The 13,606-nt window shown below is 74.7% G+C and carries 12 protein-coding genes; 3 read left to right on the top strand and 9 right to left on the bottom strand.

Going from position 1 to position 13,606, the window contains the following annotated elements:
- Nucleotides 1-72 precede the first annotated feature (72 nt).
- The 3 genes from CIK06_RS13215 to pdhA are packed head-to-tail and all read right to left on the bottom strand — an operon-like array spanning nt 73 to nt 3,690.
- Nucleotides 73-1,497, bottom strand: a complete 1,425-nt coding sequence (locus tag CIK06_RS13215) for a dihydrolipoamide acetyltransferase family protein (RefSeq protein ID WP_095565087.1) — start codon at nt 1,495-1,497, stop codon at nt 73-75.
- The gene (locus CIK06_RS13210; protein WP_095565086.1) at nt 1,494-2,507 is read right to left on the bottom strand and encodes an alpha-ketoacid dehydrogenase subunit beta; all 1,014 of its coding nucleotides are present in this window, start codon (nt 2,505-2,507) and stop codon (nt 1,494-1,496) included. The genes CIK06_RS13215 and CIK06_RS13210 overlap by 4 nt, the downstream gene beginning before the upstream one ends.
- 4 nt (nt 2,508-2,511) lie before the next feature.
- Nucleotides 2,512-3,690, bottom strand: coding sequence for a pyruvate dehydrogenase (acetyl-transferring) E1 component subunit alpha (pdhA, locus tag CIK06_RS13205; RefSeq protein ID WP_198348235.1), 1,179 nt, complete (start codon nt 3,688-3,690; stop codon nt 2,512-2,514).
- A 217-nt stretch (nt 3,691-3,907) separates the two neighbouring features.
- Between pdhA and CIK06_RS13200 the strand changes: the two genes are divergently transcribed.
- Nucleotides 3,908-4,330, top strand: coding sequence for an Lrp/AsnC family transcriptional regulator (locus CIK06_RS13200; RefSeq protein WP_369916211.1), 423 nt, complete (start codon nt 3,908-3,910; stop codon nt 4,328-4,330).
- A gap of 30 nt (nt 4,331-4,360) precedes the next feature.
- Here CIK06_RS13200 and CIK06_RS13195 read toward each other — a convergent pair whose 3' ends face one another.
- Nucleotides 4,361-5,167 (bottom strand): lytic polysaccharide monooxygenase, encoded by an 807-nt coding sequence (locus CIK06_RS13195; RefSeq protein ID WP_095565084.1) that lies wholly within the window; start codon nt 5,165-5,167, stop codon nt 4,361-4,363.
- Nucleotides 5,168-5,308: 141 nt separating this feature from the next.
- Entirely contained in the window at nt 5,309-5,983 is a 675-nt protein-coding gene (locus CIK06_RS13190) for an MOSC domain-containing protein (RefSeq protein ID WP_095565083.1), read from the bottom strand.
- 174 nt (nt 5,984-6,157) lie between these two features.
- Here CIK06_RS13190 and CIK06_RS13185 point away from each other — a divergent pair, with 174 nt between their 5' ends.
- Nucleotides 6,158-6,673 (top strand): hypothetical protein, encoded by a 516-nt coding sequence (locus tag CIK06_RS13185; protein ID WP_157756740.1) that lies wholly within the window; start codon nt 6,158-6,160, stop codon nt 6,671-6,673.
- A gap of 168 nt (nt 6,674-6,841) precedes the next feature.
- A complete protein-coding gene (locus CIK06_RS13180; protein WP_095565081.1) occupies nt 6,842-7,912 on the top strand; it encodes a glutathione S-transferase family protein in 1,071 nt (356 codons plus the stop codon).
- Nucleotides 7,913-8,579: 667 nt separating this feature from the next.
- On the opposite strand, the gene CIK06_RS13170 is transcribed toward CIK06_RS13180, so the two are convergent.
- The 4 genes from CIK06_RS13170 to CIK06_RS13155 form a co-directional block, all read right to left on the bottom strand.
- Entirely contained in the window at nt 8,580-9,554 is a 975-nt protein-coding gene (locus tag CIK06_RS13170) for a DUF1775 domain-containing protein (protein WP_198348234.1), read from the bottom strand.
- 77 nt (nt 9,555-9,631) lie between these two features.
- On the bottom strand, nt 9,632-10,075 hold the full coding sequence (locus tag CIK06_RS13165; RefSeq protein WP_095565079.1) for an ATP-binding protein: 444 nt from the start codon (nt 10,073-10,075) through the stop codon (nt 9,632-9,634).
- A gap of 190 nt (nt 10,076-10,265) precedes the next feature.
- Complete coding sequence (locus tag CIK06_RS13160; protein WP_095565078.1) at nt 10,266-10,595, bottom strand: protease inhibitor I42 family protein; 330 nt, start codon at nt 10,593-10,595, stop codon at nt 10,266-10,268.
- Nucleotides 10,596-10,649: 54 nt separating this feature from the next.
- Nucleotides 10,650-13,394 carry a valine--tRNA ligase gene (locus CIK06_RS13155; RefSeq protein ID WP_095565077.1) on the bottom strand — a complete coding sequence of 915 codons (2,745 nt, stop codon included), beginning with the start codon at nt 13,392-13,394 and terminating at the stop codon, nt 10,650-10,652.
- Nucleotides 13,395-13,606: the final 212 nt, after the last annotated feature.

Below are 13,606 nucleotides of genomic sequence, written 5' to 3'. Positions count from 1 at the left end.
ATACCCGAACACAAGCCGCCGCCCGCCGGAAACACAATCACTTTGCCGACGCGTGGCGATCGGAGCGTGGGATCAGAGCGTGGCGATCAGGACCGGCGGGGACTCGATGCAGTCGGCGACGTACCGCAGGAAGCCACCTGCCACCCCACCGTCGCAGACCCGGTGGTCGAAGGTCAGGCTGACCTCGGCCACCTTGCGTACGGCCAGGGCGCCGTCGTGCACCCAGGGCTTGTCCACGATCCGGCCGATGCCCAGCAGCGCCGCCTCGGGATGATTGATGATCGGCGTCGAGCCGTCCACCCCGAACACGCCGTAGTTGTTCAGCGTGAACGTGCCGCCGGTCAGCCGGGCCGGTGGCAGCGTGCCGGCCCGGGCCCCGGCGGTGGTCTCGGCGAGCGCCGCGCTGAGCTGGCTGGTGTCCAGCCGCTGGGCGTCGGCGATGACCGGCACCATCAGTCCCCGGTCGGTCTGCGCCGCGATCCCGAGGTGGATCCGGCCGGACTGCACGATCTCGCCGCGCTCGGCGTCGACCCGGGCGTTGAGCTGCGGGAACCGCCGCAGCCCGGCGACGCAGATCCGGGCCAGCAGGGCCAGGATGCTGACCGGCTGTTCGGGCCGGGCGGCGTTGATCGCGGCGCGGGTCTCCAGCAGCGCGGTCGCGTCCACGTCCACCCAGATGGTGACCTCGGGGATCTCCCGACGGCTCCGGGACAGCTTGTCGGCGATCGCCTTGCGCACCCCGCGCAGCGGGATCACCACGTCGCCGCTGGCGCTGTCCGGGCCGGCCGGTGCCGGCCACCCCGGGCCGGGGTCCGCGACGGCGGCCAGCGCCGGCGCGCCGGCGGCGGCCACCCGGGCGGGCAGCGCGTCGAGGTCGGCCCGGCGGATCACACCGCCAGGTCCGGTGCCCCGTACCTCGTGCAGGTCGACGCCGCGTTCCACGGCGAGCCGGCGGACCAGCGGCGAGATGACCAGCGGCGCGGCGGGCTCGGCGGTCCGGGCGGGCGGCGCGGCCGGACGGTTGCCGGCCGGGCCGGGCCGGGGCCGGCGACGACGCCGGCCGGCCGGACCGTGGCCGGTGCCGTACCCGATCAGCACGTTGCCGGATCCGGCCCGCTCCTCCTCCCGGTACGTGGCGTGCGCCGGATCGGTGTCGCGGCCCGCCTCGGGGTCGGTGTCGGCACCCGGGCCGGCGGCCGGTGCCGGGCCGCCGGCCGGGGCCGCCGGGCCGGCCTCGGCCAGCGGCGCCACCGTGATCAACGGTTGCCCCACCGGCCGGGCCTGGCCCGGCGAGCCGTGCAGCGCGACGACCCGGCCCGCGTACGGGCAGGGCACGTCCACCACCGCCTTGGCGGTCTCCACCTCGACCACCGGCTGGTCCACCTCGACGATGTCGCCCACCGCGACCCGCCAGGCGACGATCTCCGCCTCGGTCAGTCCTTCGCCCAGGTCCGGCAGGTTGAACACCTGGACGGCCGGGGCCACGACGTCGGTCATGCCGCCACCTCCGCCAGCCAGCGGGTGTCCGGCTGGTCGTCCCACTGCAACCGGGCCACCGCGTCGAGCACCCGGTCGACGCCGGGCAGGTGCAGGTGCTCCAGCTTGGGCGCCGGGTACGGGATGTCCAGGCCACTGACCCGCAGCACGGGCGCCTGCAACGAGTGGAAGCAGCGTTCCTGGATCCGGGCCGCCACCTCGGCGCCGACCCCGGCGAACCCCTGCGCCTCCTGGATCACCACGCAGCGCCCGGTGCGCCGGACCGACTCGGTGACCGTCACGTCGTCGAACGGCACGATGGTGCGCAGGTCCACCACCTCCAGGTCCCAGCCCTCCTCGGTGGCCGCCTCGGCGGCCGCGAGCGCGACCGGCACCGCGGGGCCGTAGGCGACGAGGGTGGCGTCCCGGCCGGGCCGGCGCACGGCCGCGGTGCCGAACGGCTCGGTGCGGGTCGGCAGCTGCGTCTCCGCGCCGGCGAAGTAGAGCTTCTTGGGCTCCATGAAGACCACCGGGTCGTCGTCCGCGATGGCCTCCCGCATCAGCGAGTACGCGTCGGCCACGGTCGCCGGGGTGACGACCTTCAGCCCGGGGGTGTGTGCGTAGTACGCCTCGCTGGAGTCGCAGTGGTGCTCCACCCCGCCGATGCCGCCGGCGTACGGCACCCGGATCACGATGGGCATTCCCAGCTTGCCGCGGGTGCGGTTGCGCATCTTCGCCACGTGCGAGGTGATCTGCTCGAACGCCGGGTAGGCGAACGCGTCGAACTGCATCTCCACCACCGGCCGCAGTCCGGACATGGCCATCCCGACCGCGAAGCCGACGATGCCGGCCTCGGCCAGCGGGGTGTCGAAGCAGCGCTTGTCGCCGTAGGTGTCCAGCAGGCCGTCGGTGATCCGGAAGACCCCGCCGAGTTGGCCGACGTCCTCGCCGAAGACCACCACCCGCGGGTCGTCGGCCAGCGCGTCGCGCAGGGCCGCGTTCAGGGCCTTCGCCATCGTGATCGGTGCCATCGGATCAGCCCTCCCCGTCGGTGTCGTCCGCGCCGGTGTCGTCCGCGTCGGTGTCGTCCGCGCCGGCCAGTTCGGCGCGGACCTGCGCCGCCTGTTCGGCCAGTTGCGGGGTCGGCCGGGCGTACACGTGCGCGAACAGCGACATGGGGTCGACCGCCGGTTCGGCGTTCATCCGGGCGCGCAGGTCCGCCGCGTATCCGTCGGCCTCGGCCGCGACGGCGGCCACGGCCGCGTCGTCGAGGGCGCCGCGGGACCGCAGGTACGTCTCCAGCCGGGTGATCGGGTCCCGGCCGGCCCACGCCTGCACCTCGGCGCCGTCGCGGTAGCGGGTGGGGTCGTCGGCGTTGGTGTGCGGCTCCATCCGGTAGGTGTGCGCCTCCACCAGGTACGGCCCGTGCCCGCCGCGGGCGTGTTCGACGGCCCGGTTCAGCACGGCCAGGACCGCCACCGGGTCGTTGCCGTCGACCTGCTCGCTGCGTACGCCGTACCCGATGCCCTTGTACGCCAGCGACGGCGCGGCGGTCTGCCGGGACAGCGGGACGCTGATGGCGTACCTGTTGTTCTGGACGAGGAAGACGACCGGCGCCTTGAAGACGGCGGCGAAGTTGACCCCCTCGTGGAAGTCGCCCTCGCTGGTGGCGCCGTCGCCGATGTAGACCAGCGCGACGGTGTCCCGGCCCTGGTACGCCTCGCCGTAGGCGACGCCGGCGGCGTGCACGGACTGGGTGGCCAGCGGGGTGCACTGGGCCGCCGTGTGGGTGGCGGCCGGGTCGTACCCGCAGTGCCAGTCGCCGCGCAGCAGGGTGAGCACCTCGACCGGGTCGAGGCCGCGGGCGACCAGCGCCATGGACTCGCGGTAGGTGGGGAACACCCAGTCGGTGTCCCGCACGGCCAGCACGCCGCCGACCTGGCAGGCCTCCTGGCCGCGGGCCGACGGGTAGACGGCGAGCCGGCCCTGCTTGGTCAGCGCGGTGGCCTGGGAGTCGAAGCGCCGCCCGACGACCATGCGCCGGTACATCTCGCGCAGCGTCGGCAGGGGCGGCTCGGGGTAGTCGGCGGCCACCGGCTGACCGGTTTCGTCGAGCATCCGGACCGGGTCCGGGCTGGGCAGCAGCGGTCCGACCGGATCCCGGTGGTGACCGGGTACGGACGGCCGGCGGACCTCCTGGGGTGTGGCGGTCACGGCGGGCACCTCCTGGACGGGTAGTTGGCTTATGCTCACGTTCCACGGACTTCTGTTACAAGATCAGCCAGGAAGTCGGGACAATCGACGCCGGGAGGTGGCGTTGGTGGACCAACAGTCCGAGCATGGCGAGGATTTGGCCGCTGCGGCGGGACGAACGGTCCGGCCGAGCGCCGCGGGTCCGCCGGCCCGTCCCGTCGACGAGACCGACCGGCGGATCCTCGCCGAACTGAGCCGGGACGGCCGGCTGTCGGTCCGGACCCTCGCCGAGCGCACCCACGTCTCCCGGTCCAACGCGTACGCCCGGGTGGAGCGGCTGATCGCGGACGGGGTGATCACCGGCTTCCGCGCCCAGGTGGCGCCCGAGCCCGCCGGGCTGATGACCTCCGCGTACGTCAGCCTGACGATCGAGCAGAACACCTGGCGGGAGGTGTCGGCCCGGTTGGCCCGGGTGCGGTACATCGAGCACACGGCGCTGCTCGGCGGCGACCACGACGTGCTGGCCCTGGTCCGCGCGCCGGACAACGCCGCGCTGCGCGACCTCGTGCTCAACCAGGTGCAGAGCATCCCGGGGGTGATCTCCACCCGCACCTGGCTGGTCTTCGAGGAGTTCGACGGCACCCAGTCCCCCTGGGACTGAACCCCGGCCGGATTCAGCCCGGCCGGCCGCTCAGACCGGCGACCAGAGTGCCGGCGTGTTCGGCGGCTCCCAGCCCACCAGCGCGGTGTGCGCCTGGCGGCACCGGTAGCTGAGGCCGGCGTAGCTGACCAGGTCGCCGATCCGGTAGGCGGTGCCGGCGGTCCAGGCCGGCACGCCCGGCGGCGCGGTGGGCGACGTGCTCGCGGTCGGGGTGGGCGCGGGCGTCGAGGCGGTGGGGGTCGGCGTCGGGCTCGCGGTGGGGGAAGCGGTGGGCGAGGCGGTGGGCGAAACGGTGGGCGTGGGGGTCGGCGACGGGCCGGTGCCGCCGCCGAGGTCGATGTCGACGCAGGAGTAGAACGCGTTGCCGGTGTCGGCGATGTTCCAGACGGCGAGGATCTTCTGCCGGCCGCTGCGGCCGGCCAGGTTGACGCTGTGCGTCACGGACGCGGGCGGCTGCTGACCACCACCGCCGACCACCGCCACCGTCGTCCCGTTGATCGAGTACGTCCAGTTCTCGGTGGCGTGCCGGGCGGTGAACACCCAGGTGAAGGTGACCGTGCCGGCCGGGACCGGGGTGGCCGGCCAGCCCAGCGCGTCGTCGTCCAGGACGGCGAACCGGCTGTTGCCACCGCTGCAACTGGTGAGCCCCTTGGGACCCTCCACGCTCTGCGGCTCGTACTGGATGGGACCGCAACCGGTCACCCGGCCCTGGGCGCAGAGGGCCTGCCGGCTCGGTGGGGCGGAGACGTATCCATGCGCCTCGGCGGGGGTGGCGACGGCCAGCGCGGCCAGCAGCCCGCCGACGACGGCCAGCGGAAGGACGATCTTTCCACGCATCGTGACCTCCTCGGGTCGCGTGCGAGGGCGGGCGGCGCGACGCACCGCCACCCACCCATCGACTACAGGCGATGGAAGGAGGTTACGATAAAGTTTGTTTACAGTAAATGCCGGGGCGGCGGAATCAGCCGGCGCCGGGGATCAGCCGGCGGCTTCCTCCCGGCCGGCGAGCCGGCGGCGGACTCCGTCCTTCAGGCGCTCCGGCGCCTCGTCGACCTCCAGCAGCCGCGGCAGCAGCTCCGGTTCGAGCAGCCAGGCCCGGAACCCCTCGGCGATCGTCACCCGGACCCGCGGGCGGTGCACGACCGTCACCTCGTCCCCGGCCCGGATCTCCCCCGGCTCCACCACCCGCAGGTACGCCCCGGGCCGCGCCTGCCGGGTGAACCGCTTCACCCAGTGCGGCTCGGCCATCTTGTGCTGGAAGGTGGCACACGGGACCCGCCCGAAGGTGGTCTGCAACACCACGTCCCGGCCGATCCGCCAGCACTCGCCGATGGCCGCACCGTTGACGTCCACGCCGACCGTGGTGACGTTCTCCCCGAACGTCCCGCCGGCCAGGTCCCGGCCCAGCTCCCGCTCCCACCAGTCGTAGTCCTCGCGGGCGTACGCGTACACGGCCTGGTCGTCGCCGCCGTGGTGCCGCACGTCGAAGATCCGGTCGCCGACCAGCCCGCTGCCCAGGCCGCCGTCCCGCGGCCCCGGCGCGCGGACCGGGACCGGTCCCGGCACCGGCCGCTTGGTGATGCCGGTGGTCCCGCTGGACTTCGCGGGGTTCGGCTCGGGGACGGCGAGATTGACCGAAAGCAGCGTTCCCACATCCGCACCCTACGGCCCGGCCACCGGCCCTGTCGCTCGCGATTTCGCAGCGTGCGGTGACCGGCCGGGCGCGCCGGTCCCATCGTTCCCAAGCCGTGCTGGACGGAGCCGCCCGCGCTGACCTATGTTGCGCTCAGCGCCGGTGGGACGGCGGTGGCGGCCGACGGAGATGACGTGACCGACGAAGTGGACGACCGTCAATTGTGGGCGGCTCTCGTCGCGGCTGAACAGGAGTGCGCACGCCGGCGCTCGGAGTTCTACCGGCACGCGTGGTCGCGTACCGAAATCCTCTCGAAGGCCCTCGCGGGCGGGGTCTGGGACCAGGCCGTCGCCCTCGAATTCCTCGACTCCGTCCCGCACGACGTCCCCGCCCTGCTCCACGACCTCGTGGAACACGCCGTGTCGCAGCGCTGGGCCGGCCTGGCCCGGCGGGCCATCGCGGGCGCCGACCGCCAGCGCACCCGACCGGTGCTGCGCCGGATCGTGTCCGAGCGGCTGCGCCGCGCCGACGACAACGAGTACCGCCGGCTGGCCGAACTCCTGGCCGAGGTCGAGGACTGGCCGATGCTCCAGGTGCTGCTCCAGTCCGCGGCCGACAGCACCGACCTGCGGGTCCGGGCCGTGAGCCCGGACCTCGCCCAGCGGTACGGCCCGCTGTGCGCGGACACGGAGCGACGGGCGATCTCCTGAGCATCCACCCCGCCGGACGGGGGCGATCCGCGACCCACCCGGGACGCCGGGGTCATGATGGGTACGGCGGAGCAGCGGTACGCGTGGAGGGACGGCGATGAGCGAGCGAATCATCGGGCGCCGGGCGGAAGAGCCTCGTGCCGGTACGCGGCGAAGCGGAGTGCCGGCATGAGTGAGCAGGCCGACGGCGGCGAACGGGAGTCCTGGAAGACCGGCGGCAAGTACGTCGAGGCGGGCGGCGAGTTCACCCGGGACCAGCGGTACATCGCCACCCGGATCACCGCGGACGGCCGCGACGGCTACCCGGTCGAGCCCGGACGCTACCGGCTGGTGGTCAGCCGCGCCTGCCCGTGGGCCAACCGGTTGATCATCGTACGGCGGCTGCTCGGGCTGGAGGACGCCATCTCGATGGCGGTTGCCGGCCCCACCCACGACGCCCGGAGTTGGACCTTCGACCTGGATCCCGGCGGCCGGGACCCGGTGCTGGGCATCGAGCGGTTGCAGGAGGCGTACTTCGCCCGGTTCCCCGGGTACGACCGCGGCATCACCGTGCCGGCCCTGGTGGACGTGCCCACCGGCAAGGTGGTGACCAACGACTACGCCCGGATGAGCCTCGACCTGTCCACCGAGTGGGTCGACCACCAGCGGCCCGGCGCACCGCAGCTGTACCCGCCGGCGCTGCGCGAGGAGATCGACGAGGTGAACGACGGCGTCTTCCGGGACGTCAACAACGGCGTCTACCGGTGCGGCTTCGCCGGCAGCCAGCGGGCGTACGACGCGGCGTACCGCCGGCTGTTCGACCGGCTCGACCGGCTGGCGGAACGGCTGAGCGGGCAGCGGTACCTGGTCGGGGACACCATCACCGAGGCCGACGTGCGGCTGTTCACCACCCTGGTCCGGTTCGACCCGGTGTACCACGGGCACTTCAAGTGCAACCGCAACAAGCTCGCCGAGCAGCCGGTGCTGTGGGCGTACGCGCGGGACCTGTTCCAGACCCCCGGCTTCGGCGACACCATCGACTTCGACCACATCAAGCGGCACTACTACGAGGTGCACCGGGACATCAACCCGACCGGGATCGTGCCGCTGGGTCCCGACCTGTCCGGCTGGCTGACCCCGCACGGTCGGGAGGCGCTCGGTGGGCGGCCGTTCGGGGACGGCACCCCGCCCCCGCCGCCGCCCCCGGGCGAGCGGGTGCCGCCGGAGCACACCGCGGCGGTGGCCACCGCGGCGGCCTGAACGTGGCCCCGGACGCGGTGACCCACGGCGCGGCGGCGGCCCACGGCGCGGCGGCCGAGGACGTGGTGGTCCAGGACACGGCAACCCACGGCGCGGCGGCGGTCGAGGACGTGGTGGTCCAGGACACGGCAACCCACGGCGCGGCGGCGGTCGAGGACGTGGTGGTCCATGGCTGGGATCCGGCCGGGCCGGGGGTGCTCCGGCTGCCCTCCGGCCGGCTGGTCCGCGGTCGCGGCCTGCGGCGACGCCCACCGGCCGGTGCGGCGCCGACCTACGGGCTCTACCTGCTGGGCCGGCGACCGCCGGAGACGCCCTGGGAGTCGCGCTGGCTGCGCTGGCCCGACTTCCGGCTGCCCGCCGACGACGAGCTGGCGTACGAGCTGCTGGCCGACGCCTGGCGGCGGGCCGCGACCGGCCGGGTCGAGCTGGCCTGCGCCGGCGGCCGGGGACGGACCGGTACGGCGCTGGCCTGCCTCGCGGTGCTCGACGGGGTGCCGCCGGGCGAGGCGGTCGACTTCGTCCGGCGGCACTACCACCGGCACGCCGTGGAGACGCCCGGACAGGCCCGCTACGTGACCCGGTTCCCGACTCCGGACCGGCCGCCGACCGGACCGCCGACCGGACCGCCGGTCGGGCCGCCGGTCGGGCCGCCAACCGGCCAGCCGGCTCAGTCGCGCAGTCGCCAGGAACCGGCCGACACCGTCGGCCGGCCGTCCCCGGACTCCGCCGTCCGCCCGGCCGCGGACGCACCGGACGAGGCCGGCCGGCCGTCCTCGGACGCCCCGGGCGAGCCGGTCGGGTCCTGATCGGCCCCGCCCGCCGGACCCGCCCCGGGACCCGCCGCCGGACCCGGCGCCGGACCGGCCGGCACGGCGGCGGGGGCGCCGGAAGGGCCGGCCCCGTCCCGCCGCCGCCGGGTCAGCAGGAGATAGCCCACCCCCACGGCGCCGCCGGCAACGACGCCACCAACCAGCGCCACGCCCAGTTGACCGGTGACCCCCAGCGGCGACACCGGGCTGTCGGGGCGCTGCGGCCGGTCGGCGGAGCCGGCCGCCGCGTCGGCGCCGGTGCCCGTGCCGTGGCCGCCGTGCCCGGCGTGACCGACGGCGGCGGCCGGCGTACCGGGGACCAGCGCGAGGCTCGCCGCCGGATGCGCGCCGCCGGGCGCGTCGGCCCAGGTGACGACGGTGCCGTCGGAGTACGTCTGCACGATTGGCATGGTCAGCCGCTCGCCCTGGGGCAGCGGACCGAGCGAGATGACCAGCTCGATCGGGCCGGGTTCGGCCGGCGGCTCGGCCCGGATCCAGGTGATCGCGCTGACCACGTCCGTGACGGACGCCTGGTGCACCCCGGGCAGCGGCTCGCCGACGTGCTGGGTGACGATCTGCGGACCCCAGCCGTCCACCGACATCGGGTAGACCTCGGCCACCGGGCTCGACGCCGGGAACCGGACCTCCACCCTTGTCGTGTACGCCCCCGGCCGGTCCTCGGTGAGCCGCAGGGTCAGGTCGGCCGCGTCACCCCGGATCGCCTGATCCGGCGAGACCGCGACGTCGGCGCGGGCGTGACCGGCCCACAGCACGACACCGAGCAGCGCGGCACCGATCGCCAGCACGCCGCGTACCAGCACCGAGAGCACCATCCGAACCTCCATCCCGGGGCCGCCGCGCACACCGGGCACGCCCCTGACGGGTAGTTCGGATCTGGGCCGGCAAAGGTTCAACCGCGGATGCGCTTGCTCAACCGGACCGTGGTGCCGTGCGGACCGCCGACGATGACCGCCTCGTCCATCAGGGTGGCCATCAGCATCCGGCCCCGGCCCCGGCCGGTGGCCGCCGGGTCGGTGCGCGGCTCCACCCAGCCGCCGGTGTCCCGGACCTGGGCCTCCAGCCGGCCGGCCCGCAGCGCCAGGCACACGGTGACCCGCTCGTCGCCGGCGAACCGGTAGCCGTGCTCGATCGCGTTGGCGCACGCCTCGCCGATGGCCACCAGCAGGTCGTCGGCGTCGAGTTCCGGCACCCCCATCGCGGCCAGCCAGCCGCGCAGCGCCACCCGCAGCGGCGCCAGTTCGGTCGCCCGGGCGGCGATCGAGGTGTGGAACGGGCGGTCGGGCAGCGGCCTCAGCGCGGTCTCCCCCGCTCCGGCCTCCGGCCCCTCACCCATCCCGTGCGTCCCCTCCCGCGCACCAGCCGACGGTGGCGTCCAGACAACTCCCGGTGATGGTGGTCGGATCGAACGCCCCGGGCGGAGAACACGTTATCTGGTCCACCGCCACCGCGGTGACGCCGGTCGGAACCACGGACGGTGAGTCGGCCGACACACCGGCCGGGTCCGGACCCCTTCCCGGCGGGGGTCAGGCGCCGTCCGGATCGGTTACCTGCACGGTGGTGTCGAACCGTTCGGCGCCGCCACCCACCCACTCCCGGCGGCGCGCCAGCCGTACCGGGGTGGTGCCCGGACCGACGGCCACGAACCGGAACCGACGCGCCCCGCCGGCGCCCAGACCGGCGCCGGCGGGGCTGAACTCGTCGCCGTCCAGGCGCAGCACCTGCGGGTCGTACGCGTCCAGCGCCCACCGGTACCCGGTGGTGGGGGTCTCGGGCAGCGAGATCACCACGGTGTCGCCGGTGGCCGCCCGGTGCGTGCCGCCGGCCGCGTCCTTATCCAGTTCCAGTTCGGCCACCGCCGACCTCCCGCCGTCCGCGACCCGCCGCCGGCCGGGGCGGTGGCACCGACCCTAGGTGGCCGCGACGTCGACGTACAGACCGTCCACGCCGGTGGGGGTGCCGGCCGGCGCCAGCCGCAGCGACTCGGCGCGGGCGGCCCGCCGCAGCGGTTCGCCGATCTCGGCCGCGAGGTCCCGGGCGGCCGGTCCGCGGGCGTCCAGGACCAGGACGCCGAGCGGCGCGCGGGCGGGCAGCCCGAGCCGGACCCGCCGCGCGCGCACCGCGTCCAGCACGGCCACCAGCGCGTCGACGGCGGACCGGTCGCCGTCCCAGGTCGGCGGCGGCGCGGGCCACGCGGTCAGGTGCACGCTCACCGGATCGGCGGCGCTCCGGAACAGCCGCTGGTACTGGTCCTCGGCGATGAACGGGGCGAACGGGGCGAACAGCCCGAGCACCGTGCGGTACACCTCGCGCAGCGTGGCGCGGGCGCTCGCCCGGTCGGCCGCGCTGTGCTGCTCGGGGCTGTTGAACCGCTCCTTGACCAGCTCGATGTACCTGTCGCAGAACACCGACCAGAAGAACCGGGACGCCACCAGGTACGCCTGCGCGTAGTCGTACCCGTCGAAGGCGGCGGTGGCCTCGCGGACGGTGCCGGCCAGGTGGGACAGCACCCAGCGGTCCACCGGGGTCCGGTCGGCGACCGGCGGCGCCGGATCGGGCGCGTCGGGTCCGGCGTGCAGCGCGAGGAACCGGCCGACGTTCCACATCTTCACCGCGAGCTTGCGGCCGGTCCGCACGTCCTTCTCGTGGTAGCGCAGGTCGTTGCCGACCCGGGCGCGGGTGGCCCACAGCCGAAGCGCGTCCGCGCCGTACCGCTCGATGACCTGGTCCGGGACGTACCGGTTGAAGCCGTCGGCGGTGGTGGAGGCGTCCAGGTCGCGCTTGGAGATCTTCCGGCCCTGTTCGTTGAGTCCCCAGCCGGAGATCATCACGGCGTCCCACGGCAACCGGTCGAACAGCAGGTGCGACTGCACGAGCGTGTAGAACAGCCAGGTACGGATGATCTCGAACGCCTGCACGCGCAGGCTCATCGGCTCCACCGGCCCGGCACCGGTGAAGCCGCGCGCCGCCCACTTGCCGTTGATCTGCGGAGTGAGCGAGGAGGTCATCCAGGTGTCCATCACGTCCGGATCGCCGCGCAGGTCGGTCGAGCCGCAGTCCGGGCAGGCGTCGACCGGCGGCGGGTCGGCCAGCGGGTCGACCGGCAACGCCGCCAGGTCGGGCAGGATCGCCCGCTCGCAGCCGCCGCAGAACCACACCGGGAACGGCACGCCGTACCGGCGCTGCCGGCTGATGTTCCAGTCCCACTTCAGGCCGTTGATCCAGTCCACCAGCCGGCGGCGCATGAACTCCGGCACCCAGGTCAGCTCGGCGGCCCGGGCCAGCAGCGCGGCGCGCTGCTCGCGCACCGCCACGAACCACTGCGGCCGGATCTGGAACTCCACAGGTGTGCCGCAGCGCTCGTGCACGCCGACGACCTGCCGCAGGGTCCGGCTCGCGCCGACCGCCCCGACCTCGGCGAGCCGCCGGAGCACCGCGGAGCGGGCCGGGCCGAGCGGCAGCCCGGCGAACTCCCCCGCCACGGCCTCCAGCCGGCCGTCCGGGCCGATCACCATCCGCAGGTCGAGCCCGTCCCGCCGCCACCGGGCCACGTCCTCGGCATCGCCGAAGGTGCAGACCATCATCAGCCCGGTGCCGAAGTCCGGGTTCACCGACTCGTCGGCCCGGATCGGCACCTCGTGGCCGAAGATCGGCACCACGGCGGTGCCGCCGACCAGCGCGGCGTACCGCTTGTCGGTCGGGTGGCAGAACAGCGCGACGCAGCCGGCGAGCAGTTCCGGCCGGGTGGTGGCGATGGTCAGCGGCGCGCGGGCGTCCCGGGTCACCGTGCCGGTGTCCGGCGTCGCCGCGGCGGTGTCCGGGGTCACCGTGCCGGTGTCCGGCCTCGCCGCGGCGGTGTCCGGCCTCGCCGTGCCGGTGTCCGGCCTCGCCGTGCCGGTGTCCGGCCTCGCCGTGCCGGTGTCCGGCCTCGCCGCGGCGGGCCGGAAGTGGATCTCGTGCAGCCGGCCGGAGCGTTCCAGGTCGTCGATGTCGGCCTGGGCGAGCGAGGTCCGGCACTCGGGGCACCAGAGGATCGGGTCGGTGCCCCGGCGCAGGTGACCGGCCGCGTGCAGCAGGACGAACGCGCCCTGCGCGGTACGCCGGCACCGCTCGTCGATTGTCGAGTAGCGCAGCGACCAGTCCACCGACAGGCCGACCCGGCGCCACAGCTCCGCGTACCCCTGCGCGGTCTCCCGGGTCGCGGCCAGGCACAGGTCGACGAACTCGGCGCGGGACAACTCGGCCGCCCGGACGCCGAGCCGGCTCTCCACGTACCGCTCGGTGGGCAGGCCGTTGTCGTCGAAGCCGATCGGGTAGAAGATCCGGTCCCCGCGCATCCGCCGGTAGCGGACCACGAAGTCGGCCTGGGAGTAGCTCATGGCGTGCCCGACGTGCAGGTGGGACGCCGAGACGTACGGCGGTGGGGTGTCCACGCTGAACACCGGCCCGGACCCGGCCGGGTCGAACCGGTAGATGTCGTACGCCGCCCACAGGTCCCGGGCGGCCCGTTCGACGGCCAGATGGTCGTAGCCGGCGGCGTCGGCGGCCGGGGCGTCGGGAGCGGAGTCGTGGGTCGTGGCGGGCCGGGTCGGCCCGGTCGCGGCACGCGAGTTGGTCGCGGCACGCGAGTTGGTCGCGGCACGCGGATCGGTCACGGCACGCGGATCGGTACGCGGAAAAGCGGACATGGTGGCAGACGCCCTTCAGGCGGTGGTCACGACGGGGCGCGGACAGCTACGCCGTCGAGGCGGCGGTGGGCACGCGCGGAGGCCGCACGGTACGCAGACCGTGCCGGAACGATCCGGGGATCGAGTCGTGCGTCAGACGACGGATACGACTACTACGCGGCGTACTCGCAGGGGTCGGC

Source organism: Plantactinospora sp. KBS50, assembly GCF_002285795.1.
In the GTDB taxonomy this organism is placed as follows: Bacteria; Actinomycetota; Actinomycetes; order Mycobacteriales; family Micromonosporaceae; genus KBS50.
This window is presented reverse-complemented; position numbering and strand designations above follow the sequence as displayed.